The sequence below is a fragment of the Geodermatophilus sp. SYSU D00705 genome (genome assembly GCF_054050135.1).
Genome location: NZ_JBJGYT010000052.1, coordinates 1 through 18863, shown reverse-complemented (window position 1 = coordinate 18863; position 18863 = coordinate 1). Strand labels below are relative to the sequence as shown.

The window sequence follows — 18863 nt, the reverse complement described above, 5'->3', positions numbered from 1 at the left end:
GGCCGGGGGGGGCGGCCCTTAATGACCGGGGCGGCGGGGTGACCGGCCACCCCCCCCCGCGGGGCGCCCCCGGGGCCCCGGCGGCCCCCCGATCGCGTTCCGCTGCCCGAGCTCGGCGAGGAGACAGATGAAGATCGCGGTCACCGGCTCCTCGGGGCTGATCGGATCCCACCTGGTCCCTGCGCTGTGCGCCGACGGACACGACGTCCTCCGGCTGGTGCGCCGGACACCGCGCACCGCTGACGAGCACCGCTGGGACCCGCAACACCGGCGGATCGACCCTGCGCTGCTCAGCGACGTCGACGCCGTGGTCAACCTGGCCGGCGTCGGCATCGGCGACCGCCGGTGGACCGCGAAGCACAAGCAGCGCGTGCTCGCCAGCAGGGTGGACGCGACCCGCACCGTCAGCGAGGCCATGGCGGCGGCCGCGACGGCGGACCCGACCCGGCCGCGCGTCCTCCTCTCCGGCTCGGCGGTCGGCTGGTACGGCGACACGGGGGACACCGCGGTCGACGAGCGCGCTCCGGCCGGCCACGACTTCCTCTCCCGGGTCTGCACCGAGTGGGAGGCGGCGGCCGCACCGGCGGCCGATGCGGGGATCCGGGTGACCCTGCTCCGGACCGGTCTCGTGCTGGGCCCCGGCGGGCTGCTGGGCCGGCTGGCTCCGCTGTTCCGGCTCGGGGTCGGTGGCCGGCTGGGCTCGGGCCGGCAGTACTGGCCGTGGATCAGCCTGACCGACGAGGTCGACGCCATCCGCTTCCTGCTCACCGCCCCCGTCGCCGGGCCGGTGAACCTCACCGCGCCCACGCCGGTCACCAACGCCGAGTTCACCCGTGCCCTGGCCCGCGCCGTCCACCGGCCCGCGGCGCTCCCGGTGCCCGGCCTCGCGCTGCGCCTGGCCGTCGGGGAGTTCGCGCCCGTGGGCATCCTGGCCGGGCAGCGGGCCCTCCCGGCCCGGCTGGAGGAGGCCGGTTTCACCTGGACCCACACGGACCTGGACGCCGCGCTGCGGTCAGCACTCCACCGCCGCTGACTCATCCCGTCCGCTCCGCCGCGTCGATCCGCCAACCCCCGTCGCGCTCGGCCAGGGTCATCCGCACCTGCGCCTCGCCGCGGGCATCCACCGCCCGGACGGCTCGTCCATCCGGCTCCCGGGCCGTGACGACCTCGTAGGCCGGCCACGTGTCGACGACGTCGAGGGTCACGCGGCCCTCCCCCACCCCGCCGTCGACCACCGCGACGCGGACGACCGCCGGCGCGAAGCCCCGGACCGTCTCCCCGGCCCGGGCGAACGCCTCGACGGTCGTGCGGTCGGCGGCCAGCAGGGGGCTGGCGCTCGTGTGGACCTCGTCGAGCAGCTGAGCGGCACCGGTGCGGAAGGCCTCCGCACGCCGCTGGTAGAGCTCGCCGAGCCGGGCCGCCCACGCCTCCGCCGAGTCAGGGTCGTCCAGGGCCTCGGTCGCCGTCCTGCCGCCCGCGGCCGCACCCGCCGCCTCCTCCACAGGAGCCGGGGTGGGGCTCGAGGTGGCGGCCTGCCCGTCCAGCCCCGCCGCCACCGGTCCTCCCGCGGGCCCGGCCGGCTCACCCGACGGACCCCCGAGCCAGAGCGCGCCCGTCACCAGGATGCCCGCCGCGAGCACGACGCCCACCCGGGCGACCAGCGCCCGGGGCGAGGCCGCAGCTCCCCGCTCCCGGATCGCCGCCACGAGACGCGCCGCCGGCCCGGGAGCAACCGGAGCCGGCGGCGCGGGCGGTCGACGGTGACGGCCGGGGACCTGGTGCGTCAGCTCCGTGCGCGGGCCGGTGCCGACACCCGCCGGGTCCTCGTCAGCGGCGGGCGCGGCCAGTCGCACCGGTTCCGGCCGGCAGGCGTGCCGCAGGTCCAGCGCGAACGCCGCAGCCGAGCCACGCTCGGCCGGGTCCTGGGACAGCCCGCGGGCGATGACGGCCACGAGCTCCGCGGGAGCTGCCGGTGCCAGCTCGGCGAGGTCGGGCAGCTGCCCCTCAGCGGCGACGCGCAGGGTGTCGGCCGGGGTGGCGGCGTTCCAGGGCGCCACCCCGGTGAGGGCGTGGAAGGCCGCGGCAGCCACCCCGAACACGTCGGAGGCGGGACCGGGCGCGCCGCCGCGGGCCACCGTGGGGTCGACGTAGGCGGGCGTCACCTCGGCCGCCGCGCTCTCGCCGAGCACCCGCGCCACCCCGAGGTCGGTGAGCACCGGGCGGCCCTCGGCGGTGAAGACGACGTTGCCCGGGGAGAGGTCACCGTGCACGACCCCTCGCTCGTGGGCGTGCGCCAGGGCGGCCGCCACCGGAGCGATCGCGGTGACCACCTCCCCCGGTCGGAGCCGGCCGCGACGGGCCAGGAGTGCGGCGAGGCTGCCCCCGGGCAGCAGGTCCAGCACGAGCGCCACCCGTGGCTGCCCACCCCGTCGTGGCTGGTGCACCACCTCCCGGAGCCCGACCAGGTGGGGGTGGTCGAGCTCCCCGAGCAGCGCCGCCTCACGTGCCTGGCGTTCGGGGTCACCGGCCACCAGCACCTTGACCGCGACGGGTGCCCCGCCGGACCGGGGCACCGCCCGCCACACCTCACCGGAGCTCCCCCGGCCCAGCAGCTGCTCGAGGCGGTACCCGGGCACCACGGGGGCGTCGGCGGATCCACGCGGGGCGGGAGGAGGTGTCGGCATGGCGGGCACCGTAGGTCGACGGGGCCCGGCCGTGCTCCCGTTGTCCACAGGCGGGGCCGTCGTCCACCGGTGCCGCCCCGGCCGCCCGTGCCGCCCCGCAGCGACCTAGGTTCGACAGGTCCCGTCCCCCACCCCGCGAGGAGCTGCCCGACCGTGCCCGCCTCCGCACCGACCATCCTGGCGACCAGCATGGGCTTCGCCTCCCGTGGCCGCGGCCCCTACGACTGGGCCCCCGGCCCGGTCTTCGACCTCGCGTTCGACCTCGCCGGGGCCGGCGAGCGGCCGAAGCTGTGTTACCTGGGCACTGCGACCGGCGACGACCCGGTGCGGGTCGCCGGCGTCTACGGCGCCTTCGCCGGCAGCGGTGTCCAGGTCAGCCACCTGAGCCTGTTCACGATGCCGACGGTGCCCGACGTGCGCGCCCACCTGCTCGCGCAGGACGTGGTCTGGGTCGGCGGCGGCAGCGTGGCCAACCTGCTCGCGGTGTGGCGGGTGCACGGGCTCGACGCGCTGTTCCGGGAGGTCTGGGAGGCCGGCGTCGTCCTGGGCGGGGTGTCGGCCGGGTCGCTGTGCTGGCACGTCGGCGGCACCACCGACTCCTTCGGTCCGGAGCTGCGCCCGGTGACCGACGGCCTCGCGTTGATCCCCACGTCGAACGGCGTGCACTACGACACCGAGGAGCAGCGGCGCCCGCTCTACCACCAGCTGGTCGCCGACGGCACGCTGCCCGGCGGGCACGCCACGGACGACGGCGTCGGGCTGGTCTACCGCGGGACCGAGCTGGTGGAGGCCGTCGCCGACCGGCCCGACAAGGCCGCCTACCGGGTCGAGCGCGGCCCGGACGGCACCGCCGTCGAGACCCGGCTCGAACCCCGGCGGCTGTGTTAGGACGGCCCTCCTGCAGGGTCCCGCCCCGAGCGGGCGACGGGGTGGGGGCAGGAGGGTCCCTTCTCTAGGCTGGGCTCCGTGAGCGATCTGCAGGTTCTCCGGCTCGGCCTGGTCGACTACGAGGAGGCGTGGGCGCGGCAGCGCGAGCTCCACGCCCGCGTCGTGGAGGGCTCCGCACCCGACACGCTGCTGCTGCTGGAGCACCCGCCGGTCTACACCGCGGGCAAGCGGACCCAGCCGCACGAGCGGCCGTTCGACGGCACCCCGGTCATCGACGTCGACCGCGGCGGCAAGATCACCTGGCACGGCCCCGGGCAGCTGGTGGGGTACCCCATCGTCCGGCTGACCGATCCGGTGGACGTCGTCGCCCACGTCCGGCGGCTGGAGGCGGCGCTCATCGAGGTCTGCGCCGGACTGGGGCAGGCCACCGAGCGGGTCGAGGGGCGCAGCGGCGTCTGGGTGCGGGCCGACGAGCGAGGCCCGGACCGCAAGGTCGCCGCGATCGGCGTGCGGGTGGCCCGCGGCGTCACGATGCACGGGTTCGCGCTCAACTGCGACCCCGACATGGCGGCGTTCGCCAACATGATCCCGTGCGGCATCGTCGACGCCGGCGCCACGTCGCTGTCGGCCGAGCTGGGCCGCGACGTGCCCGTCGCCGAGGTGATCGACGCCGTGGAGGCCGCGATGCGGCGGGTGCTCACGCTGGTCCCCGCCACCTGACGGTGGCCGGCCGCCCGGGAGGGACCGGGCGGCCCGGCCACGGCCGCCGGGAGCCCTGGCCGGCCCGGGAGCGCTCGGCCCCTCGGCTCAGCACGGCCCGGCCGCCCGGTCCTCCGCCCGGGCGGCCCGATCCTCAGCCCAGGACGAAGTTGACCAGCCGCCCGGGGACCGCCACGACGCGGCGCACGGTCCTGCCGTCCAGGTGGGCAGCGATCTTCTCGTCGGCGCGGGCGGCGGCCTCGAGCGCGGCGGCGTCGGCGTCGGCGGGCACCGTGACCTGCGACCGCACCTTGCCGTTCACCTGGACGGCGACCTGCACCGTGTCCTCGACCAGCCAGCGCTCGTCGGCGACCGGGAACGGCGTCCACGCCACCGAGTCGGTGTGGCCCAGCCGCGACCACAGCTCCTCGGCGATGTGCGGGGCCAGCGGCGCCACCAGCAGCACGAGCGGCTCGGCGACCGACCGCGGCACCGGCGAGGTCGCCCCGTAGACAGAGGTGAGGTGGTTGGTCAGCTCGGTGATCCGGGCGATGGCGATGTTGAACCGCAGCGTGGCCATGCCGTCGCGCACGCCGTCGATCGCCCGGTGCAGCGCCCGCAGCGTCTCCTCGGAGGGCTCGAGCCCGTCGGCGGCGCGGACCGCCCCGGTCTCCTCGTCGACCACGACGCGCCAGATCCGCTGCAGCAGCCGCTGCGAGCCGACGACCGCCTTGGTCTCCCACGGCCGGGACTGCTCCAGCGGGCCGGTGGACATCTCGTACACCCGGAACGTGTCGGCCCCGTAGGCGCCGATCATCTCGTCGGGCGTGACCATGTTCTTCAGGCTCTTGCCGATCTTCCCGTACTCACGGTTGACCGGCTTGCCCTCGTGGAGGAAGCGGCCGTCCTCCTCCACCACCTCGGCGGCCGGCACGTAGAAACCGCGCTCGTCGGTGTAGGCGTAGGCGGAGATGTAGCCCTGGTTGACCAGCCGGCGGAACGGCTCCTCGCTGGACACGTGCCCCAGGTCGTGCAGCACCTTGTGCCAGAAGCGGGCGTACAGCAGGTGCAGCACGGCGTGCTCGACCCCGCCGACGTACAGGTCCACGCCGCCGACGTCGCCCTCGCCGCGCGGGCCCAGCCAGTACCGCTCCAGCTCCGGGTCGACCATCCGCTCGTCGTCGCCCGGGTCCAGGTAGCGCAGGTAGTACCAGCAGGAGCCGGCCCAGTTGGGCATCGTGTTCGTCTCGCGGCGGTAGCGCCGCGGGCCGTCGCCCAGGTCCAGCTCGACCGTCGTCCACTCGGTGGCGCGCGACAGCGGCGGCTCGGGCGCGGAGTCGGCGTCGTCGTCGGCGAAGGTCTTCGGCGAGTAGTCGTCGACCTCGGGCAGCAGCACCGGCAGCATCGACTGCGGGACGGCGACGGGCAGGCCCTCCTCGTCGTAGACGATCGGGAACGGCTCGCCCCAGTAGCGCTGCCGGCTGAACAGCCAGTCGCGCAGCTTGTAGGTGGTCGTCGCCTCACCGTGGCCGTGCTCGACCAGCCAGTCGGTGATCGTCGCGATCGCGGTGGCCTTGTCCAGGCCGTTCAGCGAGATCTCGTCGTTGGCGGAGTTGATCATCGGGCCGGAGCCGGTGTAGGCGCCGCCGTCGAAGTCCTCCGGCGGCTGCACCGTGCGGACCACCGGCAGCCCGAAGACCTCCGCGAACTCGAAGTCGCGGGCGTCCTCACCGGGCACCGCCATGATCGCGCCGGTGCCGTAGCCGGTCAGCACGTAGTCGGCGATGAACACCGGCAGCTCGCGGCCGTTCACCGGGTTGACGGCGGTGACACCCAGCCAGACGCCGGTCTTGTCGCGGCCGGCGTCCTGGCGGTCCAGCTCCGAGCGGCGGGACGCCTGGCGCTGGTAGGCCGCCACGGCCTCCGCGGGCGTCGCGGCGCCACCGATCCAGCGGGGGTCCGTGCCGTCGGGCCACGCGGCGGCGGTCAGCTCGGAGACCAGCGGGTGCTCCGGGGCCAGCACCATGTAGGTGGCGCCGAACAGGGTGTCGGGCCGGGTGGTGAAGACCTCGATGGTCTCGTCCCCGCAGCTGAAGCCGATCCGGGCACCGGTCGACCGGCCGATCCAGTTGCGCTGCATCTGCTTGAGCGAGTCCGACCAGTCCAGCCGGTCCAGGTCGGTCAGCAGCCGCTCGGCGTAGGCGGTGATCCGCATCATCCACTGGGTCAGCGGACGCCGGAACACCGGGAAGTTGCCCCGCTCGGAGCGGCCGTCGGGCGTGACCTCCTCGTTGGACAGCACCGTGCCCAGCCCGGGGCACCAGTTGACCGGTGCCTGGTGCAGGTAGGCCAGCCGGTGGGCGTCGACGACCCGGCGCCGCTCGACCTCGTCCAGCTCGGCCCACGGGCGGCCGGTCTCGTTCGTCCCCGCGGCGGGCCGGCGCGTGCCGGCGTCCAGCTCGGCGACCAGCTCCTCGATCGGCCGGGCCCGGCCGCGGCCGCCGTCGGCGGACTCGTCGAACCAGGAGCCGAAGATCTGCAGGAAGATCCACTGGGTCCACTTGTAGTAACCCGGGTCGATCGTGGCGAAGCTGCGGCGGTCGTCGTGGTCGACACCCAGGCGGCGCAGCTGCGCCTTGATGGCCGCGATGTTGGCCTCGGTCGTGATCCGCGGGTGCTGCCCCGTCTGGACGGCGTACTGCTCGGCGGGCAGGCCGAAGGCGTCGTAGCCCATCGGGTGCAGCACGTTGTCGCCGTCCATCCGGCGGAACCGGCTGGTGACGTCCGTGCCCAGGTAGCCCAGGGGGTGGCCGACGTGCAGCCCGGCGCCCGAGGGGTACGGGAACATGTCCATCACGAAGAACTTGGGGCGGTCGGCGACCCGCTCGAAGCCCGCGGACAGCCAGCCGGTGGGGTTCGGGGTGTGGAACGTCCCCTCGGCCTCCCAGCGGTCCTGCCAGGCGAGCTCGATCCGCTGCGCCAGCGCCGGGGTGTACCGGTGCGGCGGGACGCCCTCACCGGCGGGGTCGGTCACAGGCTGGCTGGCCGTCTGGCTCATCGTTCGTGCTCCTGGAGGCTCGTACCGGCGGCGGACATGAAAAAACCCCTCGCACAGGAGGGGTCGCCGTGCTGACGCGGACGGTCAGGTCAGCACGGCCGGAGAAGGAGGAGCCGGCCGGTCACGGGGACGATCCTACCGCGCGCCCGCCGGCGGCCGGAGCCGTGCGCGGGGAGGACGGCCGGTCGCCGACCTCCTGGAGTGGCTGGACCGGCGCCCGCTGCGACGGTCGCCGGCCGAGCCGGCCCGTCCGCTCAGTCCAGCTCGCGCACCAGGACGTCGTGCAGGACGGTGTTGAGCTCGCCGGGCGCCAGGCGGATCCCCATCGAGTTCCCGTGGTACTCCCAGTAGGCGAAGCTCAGGTCGTTCTCCTCCAGCAGGTCCAGCATGTCGGCGACCCACCGGTCCCCGCCCTTGCCCGGCATCTCGAACGCCTGCCGGACGACGCCGAACTCCATCACCGACATGGGGACGCCGTGCTCGCGACCGAACTGCAGGTGCTCCTGCATCGCGTGCTCGAGGTAGGCGCGGTCGCGGCCGAGGAAGCCGTCCCCTGCCGCCCCCGGTGACCGGCCGTACACGTCCAGCCGGACCGTGGCCCCCGCCCCGCCCCCGCCGACGCCCTCGCCCCGCATCCAGCCCTGCACGCGGTAGCCGTTGCCCGGGGTGACGGGGAACAGGTGGCCGTCGTTGCTCCATCCCGCGACGTCGCTCCCGCTCGCGGGCGGGTCGGCCACCACCAGGCTCGCGCCGTCGTCCACCCCCGTGGTGCCCCGCTCGAAGCGCGAGACGGCGGCTCCGTCCCCGGTGCTCTCCCACGAGTACCAGTCCAGCGCGCTGTCGGGGTCGAGCGGGTCGGTGACCAGCTCGCGCAGGACCTCCCCGCCGGGACCGTGCTCGGTCACCGTGATCGCGTCGAAGGCGGCGGTGCCGGTCATCCCGCCGCCGGCGACGACCAGCGGCATGGCCGCGACCGCTGCGGGGTCGTCGACGGGCACCACGCCGCTGTCGTACACCGCCCAGTCGGTGGTGCCGGGGCGCAGCGGCGGTGTGGCGATCCCGCTGTCGGGCAGGAGCACCCGGTCGCCGGTGGGCAGGATCGTCTCGGGCTCGGGGTAGCCCCCGCCGTCCTGGATGGGGCCCTCGACCCAGGCGGCGTACTGGTGCGTGTAGTCGATGGGCTCGTAGAAGTGGAAGTCGTAGACGACGTTGTCGTCGTCCACGAGGAAGTGGGGGTCGAGCCCCGCGGTGCCGTAGCGCCCGTCCACGCCGTAGAGGGCGCCGACGACGAGCAGGTGGTTGCGGTCGACCTCACGGACGGCGGCGACCAGCTCCGCGGCCAGGTCGCGCCACTGCTGACCGTCGGCGTCGACCGTCACCGGCTCGTTGAGCAGGTCGTAGGCGGCGATCGTGGGCTCGTCGGCGTAGCGGGCGGCGACGTCCCGCCACATCGCGACGTTGGCCGCCCTGACCTCGGGGTCGGTCCAGACGTCGAAGCTGACCGCGTCGCTGGTGGGGTCCAGCCAGAACCCGCCGATCGGGGTGTGCAGGTCGAGCACCAGCCGCAGACCGTGCTCGCGGGCCCACTCGACGTTGCGGTCCAGCCACTGGAAGAAGGCGTCGGGGTCCTCGGCGTACCAGTCGCCGTCGAAGGCGAAGCGGACGTCGGTGAAGCCCATCTCGGCGACCTGCGCGAGGTCCTCCTCCCCGTGGTGCGCCGAGGTGAGGAGGTCGGCCGCGGAGAGGTCGCGGTGGTAGTCGTTGGAGAAGTTGACGGCCTCCAGCCGCACCGGCTCGCCGTCGAGCACCAGGCGGCTGCCCTCGGCGCGCACGAAGTCCCCGGGCTGGGTGTCGCGCTCGCGCTCGCCGCTGCACGCGGCGGCCAGCAGCATCGGCACCAGCATCAGGCGCAACCTGCGCCGGCCGGCGCGACGACGTCCGAGCGTGTCCTGCACGGGGGACCTCCGGGAGACGGCTGAGGGCACGACCGGACAACGGACGTCGTCGCCCGGTCGTGCCCCGGGTCACCCGTCAGGGGCTCAACCTCCACCTGAGGTCGAGCCTCCGCGCGTCAGTCGAGCTGGGGTGCGACCTCGGCGGCCACCAGGTCCAGGTGGTCGAGGTCGGCCAGGTCCAGCACCTGCAGGTAGACCCGTGAGGCCCCGGCATGCGCGTACCGGCCGAGGGTGTCGACCACCTCGGCCGGGGTGCCCGCGGCCCCGTGCTCGCGGAGCTCGTCGACCTCACGGCCGATCGCGGCGGCCCGCCGGGCCAGCTCGGCCTCGTCCTTGCCGACGCACAGCACGAGCGCGGAGCTGAACACCATGGACGACGGGTCGCGGCCGGCCTCCTCGCAGGCCTCCCGCACCCCGGCGAACAGCCGGGCGTTGTCCTCGACGGAGGCGAAGGGCACGTTGAACTCCCCGGCGTAGCGGGCCGCCAGCCGCGGGGTGCGGCGCTTCCCGCGGCCGCCGACCAGGACCGGGACGCCGCCGGCCTGCACCGGCTTGGGCAGGGCCGGCGACCCGGCCACCCGGTAGTGCTCGCCCGCGAAGTCGAACGTCTCCCCCGCCGGCGTCCCCCACAGCCCGGTGATGACGGCGAGCTGCTCCTCGTACCGGTCGAAGCGCTCGCCGAGCTCCGGGAACGGGATGCCGTAGGCCCGGTGCTCCTCCTCGTACCAGCCGGCGCCGATGCCGAGCTCCACCCGGCCGCCGCTCATCTGGTCGACCTGGGCCACCGAGATCGCCAGCGGGCCCGGCAGGCGGAAGGTCGCCGCGGTCATCAGCGTGCCCAGCCGGATGCGGCTGGTCTCGCGCGCCAGCCCGGCCAGGGTGACCCAGGCGTCGGTCGGTCCGGGCAGGCCGTCGCCCCCCATCGTGAGGTAGTGGTCGGACCGGAAGAAGGCGTCGAAGCCGGCCTCCTCGGTCCGCCGCGCGACGGCGAGCAGGTCGTCGTAGGTGGCGCCCTGCTGGGGCTCGGTGAAGATGCGTAGCTGCACCCGGCGACGCTATCCACGACGCTCCCGGGCCGCTGTCCGGAGATCCCTCCGGGGTGTGCCCGACGCGGCGAGCGGGCAGGATGGGCCGCCGAGACGATCAACCCGGAGGTGCATCCCGTGTTCCGCAAGAAGACGCACGGCCAGATCATCGGCGAGGAGCTCCAGGAGGGCTTCAGCCACATCGGCACGGCGGTCGCGGAGGCCGGTCGGGCGGCGGCGGAACAGCTCGCACCGCGCGTCGAGGCCGCCCGCGAGGCGACCGGGCCGGCCCTGGAGGCGGCCAAGGTCGCCGTGGCACCGAAGGTGGCGGCCGCCGTGGCCGTCGCCGCCCCCGCCGTGGCCTCGGCCCGCGACGCCCTGTCCCCGCGGGTGGAGGCCGCCCGCGAGGCGCTCGGCCCGCGGGTGGAGGCCGCCCGCGAGGCGGCCGCGCCCCGTGTCGCGTCGGCCCTCACCGCCGCGCAGTTGGCAGCCAGCAGGGCCGCGTCCGACCTCGGACCGCGGATGGAGGCGGCCCGCGAGGCGGCGCACAAGGCGCTCGAGCACGACGTCGTCCCCCGGCTGACCGCCGCCCAGGCCGCCACGCTGGCCTACGCCGCGCCGAAGGTGCTCGCCGCCCGTGAGGCGGTCAGCCCCGTGCTCGAGTCCACCCGCGAGTCGATCGCCGCCGGCCTCCACACCGCCCTGGAGGAGCTCGACGTCCGGCGGGAGGAGCTCACCGCCACCACCGCCAAGGCCAAGAAGCAGGCCGCAAAGCGGCGGCGGGCCCTCGAGAAGAAGGCGGCCAGGACGAGCAGGCAGGTCAAGCGGAAGATCGGGGTCGAGCCCGCGCCCCGCCGCTGGCCGTGGCTGCTCGCCGTCCTGGTGGTCGGCGCGGCGGCCTTCGCCGCCCTCCGCCGGCGCAAGGACGACGACCTGTGGACCCCCGCCCCCACCGGCGACGGGCCCGTGCCCAGCTACCGAGAGGACCCCGTGCCCAGTTCACCCAGCAACTCCGGCAAGACCGTCTCCACCGCCCAGGACACCCCTGGCGACGCCTCCCCGGAGGAGTCGGACATGGGGATGCGCGACGCGCAGCTGGTCGAGGGCGACGGTCCGGACCTGCCCACCGCACCCGAGGACACGCGGCCGGAGCCGTACACCTCCGGCGGTAACGCCCCGGACCCGAGCCCGACCGCCGGCCCGCGCGACCAGCAGCCCTGATCGCACCCCTCCACGCCGCCCCCGTCGCCGACGCGACGGGGGCGGCGCGCGTCGGGAGTACCGTGGCCGATCATGAGTGAGACGGTGGCCCCGACCCCCTCCTCGGACTCCCCGATCGCACCCTCCGGTCGCAAGCTGCTGCGCCTGGAGGTCCGCAACAGCCAGGTGCCGATCGAGCGCAAGCCCGAGTGGATCAAGACCCGGCTGAAGACCGGCCCCGAGTACACCGAGCTGAAGTCCCTGGTGCGCCGCGAGGGCCTGCACACCGTCTGCGAAGAGGCCGGCTGTCCCAACATCTACGAGTGCTGGGAAGACCGCGAGGCCACCTTCCTCATCGGCGGCGACCAGTGCACGCGGCGCTGCGACTTCTGCCAGATCGACACCGGCAAGCCCGCGGACTTCGACGCCGACGAGCCGCGCCGGGTGGCCGAGAGCGTCGCGACGATGCAGCTGAAGTACGCCACGGTCACCGGCGTCGCCCGCGACGACCTGCCCGACGGCGGTGCCTGGCTCTACGCCGAGACGGTCCGCCAGATCCACGCCGCCGTCCCGGGGTGCGGGGTCGAGCTGCTCATCCCCGACTTCAACGCCGACCCCGGCCAGCTGGCGGAGGTGTTCTCCTCCCGTCCCGAGGTGCTCGCGCACAACGTCGAGACCGTGCCGCGGATCTTCAAGCGGATCCGTCCCGGCTTCCGCTTCGAGCGGTCGCTGGCGGTGATCACGGCGGCCCGCGAGGCCGGGCTGGTCACCAAGTCCAACCTGATCCTGGGCATGGGCGAGGAGCCGCACGAGGTCGTCGAGACGATGCGGGCCCTGCACGAGGCCGGCTGCGACCTGCTGACCATCACGCAGTACCTGCGCCCCTCCCCGCGGCACCACCCGGTCATCCGGTGGGTCAAGCCCGACGAGTTCGTGGAGTTCCAGCGGACCGCCGAGGAGATCGGTTTCCCCGGCGTGCTCGCCGGGCCGCTGGTGCGCAGCTCCTACCGGGCCGGCCGGCTCTACCAGCAGGCCGTGGCGGCGCGGGGCCTGACCCCCTCCGTCTGAGGGAGTCCGGGCCGGTCCACCGGACCGGCCCGGTCGCGCCCCTATCCTGTGAGCATGGCGCGCAGCAAGTCTCCCGACTCCCCCGCACCGACCGGCAAGGCCGGGCGGGGCCCGACCGCCGCCCGCGGCCGGGGCGGGTCGACGGCCGCGGGGGCGAAGGCCGGCACGAAGCTGGACAAGAACGGGCAGCCGAAGGTCGGCCGGCTCAAGCGAGCCGGCAACCAGGCCCGCATGATCAAGCAGGCCTACTCGCTGACCCGCAAGAACGACCCGAAGCTCCCGTGGATCATGCTCATCGTCTTCGTGGCGGTGGCCGCGGTCGTGGAGCTGCTCGGCATCCTCTTCGGCTCGCCGTTCCTCTTCCTCCCCCTCGCGATCCTGCTCGGTGCGCTGGTCGCGCTCATCGTGTTCGGCCGCCGGGCCCAGGGCTCGGCGTACCGGCAGGTGGAGGGCCAGCCCGGCGCGGCGGCCTGGGTGCTCGAGGGCATGCGAGGCGACTGGCAGGTCTCCTCCGGCGTCGCGGGCACCACGCAGCTGGACGCCGTCCACCGGGTGCTCGGCCGCCCCGGGGTGGTCCTGGTCGGCGAGGGCGCGCCGTCCCGCGTCCGCCCGCTGCTCGCGCAGGAGAAGAAGAAGGTCGCCCGCATCTCCGGCGACGCCCCGATCTACGACATCCTCGTCGGCGACGAGGAGGGGCAGGTGCCGCTGCGCAAGCTCAGCGCCCACGTGATGAAGCTGCCGCGCAACCTCTCCGGCGCCGAGCTCAACGCGCTGCGCAAGCGGCTGGCCGCCCTCGGCGGCGCCCGGATGCCGGTCCCCGGCGGCCCGCTGCCCGGCGGGCGGCAGATGTCGGTGAGCCAGCGCCAGGTCCGCCGCCGCTAGGAGGACCCGACGAGAGCCCCCATGCCGACCGGCGCGGGGGCTCTCGTGCGTTCCGGCCACGGCGACGGCACCCGGGACGGCACGCGGCCGCGGTGGAGCGAGTGCGGGGCCCGGGCACCGAAGGTCGTCGGGGCGCTCCTTAAAGACCGGCCGACTGAGCAGTTGACGTCGCCGACACGCGCCGACACGCCGCGCCGCGCGACCCCCGGTGCCCACTCGTGAGCCGGGGCCGGGCGGACGTGCACGACACGGGCAGCGGCTCGACGGCGGCCGGGGACGGCACCCGGTCGCGGTGCGATCGAGGATCGCGGAGTGCTCAGTCGCGGACGACGGCGGTGCCGGTGAGCCGGTCGTGCAGGCCGCGACCGTCGGCGTCCACGACCAGCACGGGCACCAGCAGCATGAGCAGCGCGGTGCGGACGACGGCCCGCCACGGCGCCAGGCGCGCCCCGGGCCGCGGGTGCGCCAGGCGCAGTCCGAACAGGCGCATTCCGGGCGTCTGGCCGAAGATGACGAGTGTCACCACGGTGACCAGGCCGAAGGACAGCAGGCTCCAGTTGCCCGGCAGGTCCGGCGCGGTGACCAGCCCCGCGACGAGCGCCGAGGCGAGGACGTCGACGACGAACGCGCCGGTGCGGCTGCTGAAGGTCGCCAGCGACCCGGGACCCTCAGCAGGCAGCCCCAGCGACGCCCCGCGGCGACGCTCCTGAGAGGGTGGCTGCACGTTCCCGACCATGACCGCCAGCGTAGGACCCGTCCTGCGACCGGCCCCCGCCACCGGCGCCCGGCGACACGCCCGCGCCGTTGTTACCGCTCTGAAACACCGGAGACACTGCGGGGCAACTCCGCGCTCGTAGTTTTCCGTTCGGCTGTCCGCCCACACCCGGAGGATCGATGTTCACCAGTCCCGACGAGGTCGCCGCCTACATCCGCGACAACGACGTCGAGTACGTCGACGTGCGTTTCTGCGACCTGCCCGGCGTCATGCAGCACTTCACCATCCCGGCGTCGACGTTCGGCGAGGACACCTTCACCGAGGGGCTCGGCTTCGACGGCTCCTCGATCCGCGGGTTCCAGGCGATCAACGAGTCGGACATGCTCCTGCTGCCCGACGCCAACAGCGCCTTCCTCGACCCGTTCCGCGTGCACAAGACGCTGAACGTCAACTTCTTCATCCACGACCCGATCACGCGTGAGGCCTACAGCCGGGACCCGCGCAACGTGGCGAAGAAGGCCGAGGCCTACCTGGCCAGCAGCGGCATCGCCGACACCGCCTACTTCGGGCCGGAGGCGGAGTTCTACATCTTCGACTCGATCCGGCACTCGACCGGCATCAACGAGGGCTACTACCACATCGACTCGATCGAGGGCTCCTGGAACTCCGGCGCCCTGACCGGCGAGAACGGCGGCCCCAACCTCGGCTACAAGACCCGCGCCAAGGGTGGCTACTTCCCGGTCGAGCCCTACGACCACTACAGCGACCTGCGGTCGACGATGATGACCAACCTGACCAACGCCGGCCTCGAGCTCGAGCGCGGTCACCACGAGGTCGGCACCGGCGGCCAGGCCGAGATCAACTACAAGTTCGACACGCTGCTGCGGTCGGCCGACAGCCTGATGCTGTTCAAGTACATCATCAAGAACACCGCCTGGGCGCACGGCAAGACCGCCACCTTCATGCCCAAGCCGCTCTACGGCGACAACGGCTCGGGCATGCACTGCCACCAGAGCCTCTGGAAGGACGGCGAGCCGCTCTTCCACGCCGAGACCGGCTACGCGGGCCTGTCCGACACCGCCCGCCACTACATCGGCGGTCTGCTGGCCCACGCTCCGTCGCTGCTGGCCTTCACCAACCCGACGGTCAACAGCTACCACCGCCTGGTGCCCGGCTACGAGGCCCCGATCAACCTGGTCTACTCGGCCCGCAACCGCTCGGCCTGCTGCCGCATCCCGATCTCCGGTGACAGCCCCAAGGCCAAGCGCATCGAGTTCCGCGTGCCCGACCCATCGGCCAACCCCTACCTCGCCTTCTCGGCGATGCTCATGGCCGGCCTCGACGGCATCAAGAACAAGATCGAGCCGCCGGCTCCGGTCGACAAGGACCTCTACGAGCTGCCGCCCGAGGAGGCCCTGGGCATCGAGAAGGTCCCGGCCTCGCTGGACGCCGTCCTCGACGCGCTCGAGACCGACCACGAGTACCTGGTCGACGGCGGGGTGTTCACCCCCGACCTGATCGAGACGTGGGTCGAGTACAAGCGGGAGCACGAGATCGACCCGATCCGTCTCCGCCCGCACCCGCACGAGTTCGCGATGTACTACGACATCTGAGTCGGCCTGACCGCGGCCCCCGCCCTCGTCGTGAGGGCGGGGGCCGCGGTGCGTTCCGGACCGGCCGCGCGTGCCCGAGTGGGCAGTTGCAGCCGCCGACACGCGCGGGCACGCCGCCGGGAGCGACCACGACTGCCCACTCGGCCGCAGGGGCCGAGGGGCAGGACGCCCGTGCCGTGGTCAGCCCAGGGGCAGGACGCCGGTGTCGCGGACGCCGGCGGACGCCGTCATGTGGTGCCGGCCCATCGGCAGCATGAGCGGCCGCCCGGAGGTGGGGTCCACGATGACCCGGCTGTGGAGCCCGAACACCGCCCGGACGTTCTCCTCGGTGAGCACCGCCGCCGGGTCGCCCGCCACGTGCAGCCGCCCGTCGGCCAGCGCCACGAGGTGGTCGGCGTAGCGGGCGGCGAGGTTGAGGTCGTGCAGGACCATGACGATCGTCGTCCCGCGGGTGCGGTTGAGGTCGGTCAGCAGGTCGAGGACCTCCACCTGGTGTGCGACGTCGAGGAAGGTGGTCGGCTCGTCCAGCAGCAGCAGGTCGGTCTGCTGGGCGAGGGCCATGGCGATCCACACCCGCTGGCGCTGCCCGCCGGAGAGCTCGTCGACCGACCGGTCGGCCAGCTCGGTGGTCCGGGTCGCCTCCAGCGCCGTGGCCACCGCGGCATCGTCCTCCCGGCTCCACCGGGAGAAGACGCGCTGGTGCGGGTGGCGGCCGCGGCCGACGAGGTCGGCGACCGTGATGCCCTCCGGGGCGATCGGGGACTGCGGCAGCAGGCCCAGCGTGCGGGCCAGCTCCTTGGCGGGCAGGTGGTGCACCGCCCTGCCGTCGAGCAGGACCTGGCCGCCGCGGGGGCTGAGCAGCCGCGACATCGACCGCAGCAGCGTGGACTTGCCGCAGGCGTTGGCGCCGACGATCGCGGTGATCCGGCCCGCCGGCACCGTGAGGTCGAGACCGTCGATGACCGTGCGCTCGCCGTAGCCGAGGACCAGCTCCTCGGCCGCCAGCGAGTGGTCCGTCGTCACAGCGAGCCTCCTACGCGGTTGGTGCGCACGATCAGGTAGACGAGGTAGGGCGCGCCGAGCGCCCCGGTGACGACGCCGACCGGGAAGCGGGTGCCCAGGGCGAACTGGCCGACCAGGTCGGCGACCAGCACGAGCAGCGCCCCGACCAGGGCGGCGGGCACCAGCAGGGACCCGTTGGGCCCGACGATCCGTGCGGCGATCGGTCCGGCGAGGAACGACACGAAGGCGATCGGCCCGCACGCGGCGGTGGCGAAGGCGATCAGCCCGACCGCCGCGACGATCGCGACCAGGCGGGTGCGCTCGACGCGGACCCCCAGCGCCGAGGCGGTGTCGTCCCCCAGCTGCAGGGCGGAGAGCTCCCGCGTCTGCGTCAGCAGCACCGGACCGAGCACCACCAGGGCGACCACGGCAGGCACCGTCGACTCCCAGGTGCTGCCGTTGAGGCTCCCGGTGAGCCAGCGCAGCGCCTCGGCGTGGTCCCACGCCCCGGCCTGGTCCAGGACGTAGGCGATGAAGCTCCTGGCCATGGCGGCGACGCCGATGCCGATGAGGATCAACCGGGTGCCGGCGACCCCGTCCGTGAACGCCAGCACGTACACGAGCAGCGCCACCACGAGCGCGGCGACGATCGCGGTGACGGAGACGGCGGCCCCGCTCCAGCCGAGGAAGACGATCACGAAGGCGGCCGCGGCGCTCGCCCCGGCACTGATGCCGATGACGTCCGGGCTGGCCAGCGGGTTGCGCAGCATCGTCTGGAAGGTGACGCCGGCGAGCCCGAAGCTCAGCCCGGCCACGACGGCGAGGACCGCCCGGGGCAGCCGCAGCCGGCCGACCGTGAAGGTGGCGCCCTGCACGTCCTGGCCCAGGACGACCCGGATCACGTCCCCGGGCGGGTAGAACGTCTGCCCGACCATCAGCGTGACGGCGAAGGCGACGACGGCGAGGACGGTCAGCACCGCGATCACGAGGCGCCGGCGGGAGGCGCGGCGGACCCGGCCGCGGGCGACGGCGTCGACGGCCGCGGCCGGGAGGAGCAGGCCCGCGGTCACAGCTCACGCACCTTCTGCCGGCGGACGACGGCGATGAAGAACGGGGCGCCGACCAGCGCGGTGATGATGCCGACGTCGATCTCGGCCGGGCGGGCCACGATGCGGCCGAGCACGTCGGTGGCGGTCAGCAGGCAGGCGCCGGCCAGCGCCGAGAACGGCAGCAGCCAGCGGTGGTCGACACCGACCAGCAGCCGGCACAGGTGCGGGACGACGAGCCCCACGAAGCCGATCGGGCCGGCGACCGCCGTGGCGGCGCCGCACAGCAGGACCGAGCCGAGGGCCGCGACCCCGCGGGCCACGGCGACGCGCTCCCCGAGGCCGGCCGCGAGCTCGTCGCCCAGGGCCAGGGAGTTGAGGCTGCGCGCCGAGAGCAGGCTGACGGCGAACCCCACCGCCAGGAAGGGCAGCACCGTGGCGATGCTGCCGGAGGTCGCGCCGCCGACCCCGCCGATCTCCCAGGACTGGACGCTCTCGGCGATGTCGCCGCGCGGCAGGGCGACGGCGGTGATGAAGGAGACGAGCGCCGCCGACGTGGCCGCGCCGGCCAGGGCGAGCTTCAGCGGGGTCGGCCCGCCGCGGCCGAGCGAGCCGACGGCGTAGACGAACACCGCCGCGAGCGCGGCGCCGGCGATCGCCGTCCAGATGATGCTGGTCGACGAGAACAACCCGAACCAGGCGAGGCCCACGACCACGGCGAGCGAGGCGCCCATGTTGATGCCGAGGACCCCCGGGTCGGCCAGCGGGTTGCGGGTGACGCCCTGCATGACCGCGCCGGAGAGCCCGAGCGCCGCGCCGACGAGGACCGCCAGCAGCGTGCGCGGGATGCGCTTGGTGACCGCGGCCTGGCCGATGTTGTCGGAGGACCCGCCGACGGCGGCCACGATGTCGGACCAGCCGACGTCCCGGGACCCGATCGTGACCGAGGCGGCCATCAGCAGGGCGAGGACCGCGACGACGGCCAGCAGCCAGAGGAACCGGACCGGCCCCGGACGCCGCACGACGGC

At 74.3% G+C, this 18863-nt stretch carries 15 protein-coding genes; 7 read left to right on the top strand and 8 right to left on the bottom strand.

Annotation, left to right across the window (positions count from 1 at the left end):
* Positions 1-127 precede the first annotated feature (127 nt).
* Complete coding sequence (locus ACI78Q_RS22570; protein ID WP_456925708.1) at positions 128-1033, top strand: TIGR01777 family oxidoreductase; 906 nt, start codon at positions 128-130, stop codon at positions 1031-1033.
* A 1-nt stretch (position 1034) separates the two neighbouring features.
* Here ACI78Q_RS22570 and ACI78Q_RS22565 read toward each other — a convergent pair whose 3' ends face one another.
* Entirely contained in the window at positions 1035-2684 is a 1650-nt protein-coding gene (locus tag ACI78Q_RS22565; protein ID WP_456925707.1) for a serine/threonine-protein kinase, read from the bottom strand.
* 153 nt (positions 2685-2837) lie between these two features.
* On the opposite strand from ACI78Q_RS22565, the gene ACI78Q_RS22560 reads away from it, so the two are divergent.
* The gene (locus ACI78Q_RS22560) at positions 2838-3572 is read left to right on the top strand and encodes a Type 1 glutamine amidotransferase-like domain-containing protein (RefSeq protein WP_456925706.1); all 735 of its coding nucleotides are present in this window, start codon (positions 2838-2840) and stop codon (positions 3570-3572) included.
* Between the two features lie 78 nt (positions 3573-3650).
* On the top strand, positions 3651-4292 hold the full coding sequence (gene lipB, locus ACI78Q_RS22555; protein WP_456925705.1) for a lipoyl(octanoyl) transferase LipB: 642 nt from the start codon (positions 3651-3653) through the stop codon (positions 4290-4292).
* Positions 4293-4425: 133 nt separating this feature from the next.
* Here the strand turns inward: lipB and leuS are convergent, their stop codons facing one another.
* From leuS to ACI78Q_RS22540, 3 genes are all read right to left on the bottom strand, one after another.
* Positions 4426-7329, bottom strand: a complete 2904-nt coding sequence (gene leuS / locus ACI78Q_RS22550; protein WP_456925703.1) for a leucine--tRNA ligase — start codon at positions 7327-7329, stop codon at positions 4426-4428.
* A gap of 254 nt (positions 7330-7583) precedes the next feature.
* Positions 7584-9233: a glycoside hydrolase family 5 protein gene (locus ACI78Q_RS22545; RefSeq protein ID WP_456925701.1), complete on the bottom strand. Its 1650-nt coding sequence runs from the start codon at positions 9231-9233 to the stop codon at positions 7584-7586.
* Between the two features lie 167 nt (positions 9234-9400).
* Positions 9401-10330 carry an LLM class F420-dependent oxidoreductase gene (locus ACI78Q_RS22540; protein WP_456925700.1) on the bottom strand — a complete coding sequence of 310 codons (930 nt, stop codon included), beginning with the start codon at positions 10328-10330 and terminating at the stop codon, positions 9401-9403.
* A 117-nt stretch (positions 10331-10447) separates the two neighbouring features.
* Here ACI78Q_RS22540 and ACI78Q_RS22535 point away from each other — a divergent pair, with 117 nt between their 5' ends.
* The 3 genes from ACI78Q_RS22535 (at position 10448) to ACI78Q_RS22525 (ending at position 13459) form a co-directional block, all read left to right on the top strand.
* Positions 10448-11530 (top strand): hypothetical protein, encoded by a 1083-nt coding sequence (locus tag ACI78Q_RS22535; protein ID WP_456925699.1) that lies wholly within the window; start codon positions 10448-10450, stop codon positions 11528-11530.
* A gap of 72 nt (positions 11531-11602) precedes the next feature.
* Complete coding sequence (lipA, locus tag ACI78Q_RS22530) at positions 11603-12577, top strand: lipoyl synthase (RefSeq protein WP_456925698.1); 975 nt, start codon at positions 11603-11605, stop codon at positions 12575-12577.
* A 54-nt stretch (positions 12578-12631) separates the two neighbouring features.
* Positions 12632-13459, top strand: a complete 828-nt coding sequence (locus tag ACI78Q_RS22525) for a DUF4191 domain-containing protein (protein WP_456925697.1) — start codon at positions 12632-12634, stop codon at positions 13457-13459.
* Positions 13460-13775: 316 nt separating this feature from the next.
* Here ACI78Q_RS22525 and ACI78Q_RS22520 read toward each other — a convergent pair whose 3' ends face one another.
* Positions 13776-14195 (bottom strand): RDD family protein, encoded by a 420-nt coding sequence (locus ACI78Q_RS22520; RefSeq protein WP_456925696.1) that lies wholly within the window; start codon positions 14193-14195, stop codon positions 13776-13778.
* Positions 14196-14353: 158 nt separating this feature from the next.
* Here ACI78Q_RS22520 and glnA point away from each other — a divergent pair, with 158 nt between their 5' ends.
* Entirely contained in the window at positions 14354-15787 is a 1434-nt protein-coding gene (gene glnA, locus ACI78Q_RS22515) for a type I glutamate--ammonia ligase (RefSeq protein WP_456925695.1), read from the top strand.
* Positions 15788-15967: 180 nt separating this feature from the next.
* On the opposite strand, the gene ACI78Q_RS22510 is transcribed toward glnA, so the two are convergent.
* The 3 genes from ACI78Q_RS22510 to ACI78Q_RS22500 all read right to left on the bottom strand — a co-directional run.
* A complete protein-coding gene (locus ACI78Q_RS22510; RefSeq protein WP_456925694.1) occupies positions 15968-16810 on the bottom strand; it encodes an ABC transporter ATP-binding protein in 843 nt (280 codons plus the stop codon).
* Positions 16807-17859: a FecCD family ABC transporter permease gene (locus ACI78Q_RS22505; protein ID WP_456925693.1), complete on the bottom strand. Its 1053-nt coding sequence runs from the start codon at positions 17857-17859 to the stop codon at positions 16807-16809. The genes ACI78Q_RS22510 and ACI78Q_RS22505 overlap by 4 nt, the downstream gene beginning before the upstream one ends.
* Positions 17856-18863, bottom strand: a 1008-nt coding sequence (locus ACI78Q_RS22500; RefSeq protein WP_456925692.1) for a FecCD family ABC transporter permease, incomplete at its 5' end; no start/stop codon positions are given. The genes ACI78Q_RS22505 and ACI78Q_RS22500, both read right to left, overlap by 4 nt.

Excerpts from the sequence above, each read along its gene's own strand:
- ACI78Q_RS22570 (WP_456925708.1), top strand. The coding sequence starts at position 128 with ATGAAGATCGCGGTCACCGGCTCCTCGGGGCTGATCGGATCCCACCTG.
- ACI78Q_RS22565 (WP_456925707.1), bottom strand. The coding sequence starts at position 2,684 with ATGCCGACACCTCCTCCCGCCCCGCGTGGATCCGCCGACGCCCCCGTG.
- leuS (WP_456925703.1), bottom strand. The coding sequence starts at position 7,329 with ATGAGCCAGACGGCCAGCCAGCCTGTGACCGACCCCGCCGGTGAGGGC.
- ACI78Q_RS22545 (WP_456925701.1), bottom strand. The coding sequence starts at position 9,233 with ATGCTGGTGCCGATGCTGCTGGCCGCCGCGTGCAGCGGCGAGCGCGAG.
- lipA (WP_456925698.1), top strand. The coding sequence starts at position 11,603 with ATGAGTGAGACGGTGGCCCCGACCCCCTCCTCGGACTCCCCGATCGCA.
- ACI78Q_RS22525 (WP_456925697.1), top strand. The coding sequence starts at position 12,632 with ATGGCGCGCAGCAAGTCTCCCGACTCCCCCGCACCGACCGGCAAGGCC.
- ACI78Q_RS22520 (WP_456925696.1), bottom strand. The coding sequence starts at position 14,195 with ATGGTCGGGAACGTGCAGCCACCCTCTCAGGAGCGTCGCCGCGGGGCG.
- glnA (WP_456925695.1), top strand. The coding sequence starts at position 14,354 with ATGTTCACCAGTCCCGACGAGGTCGCCGCCTACATCCGCGACAACGAC.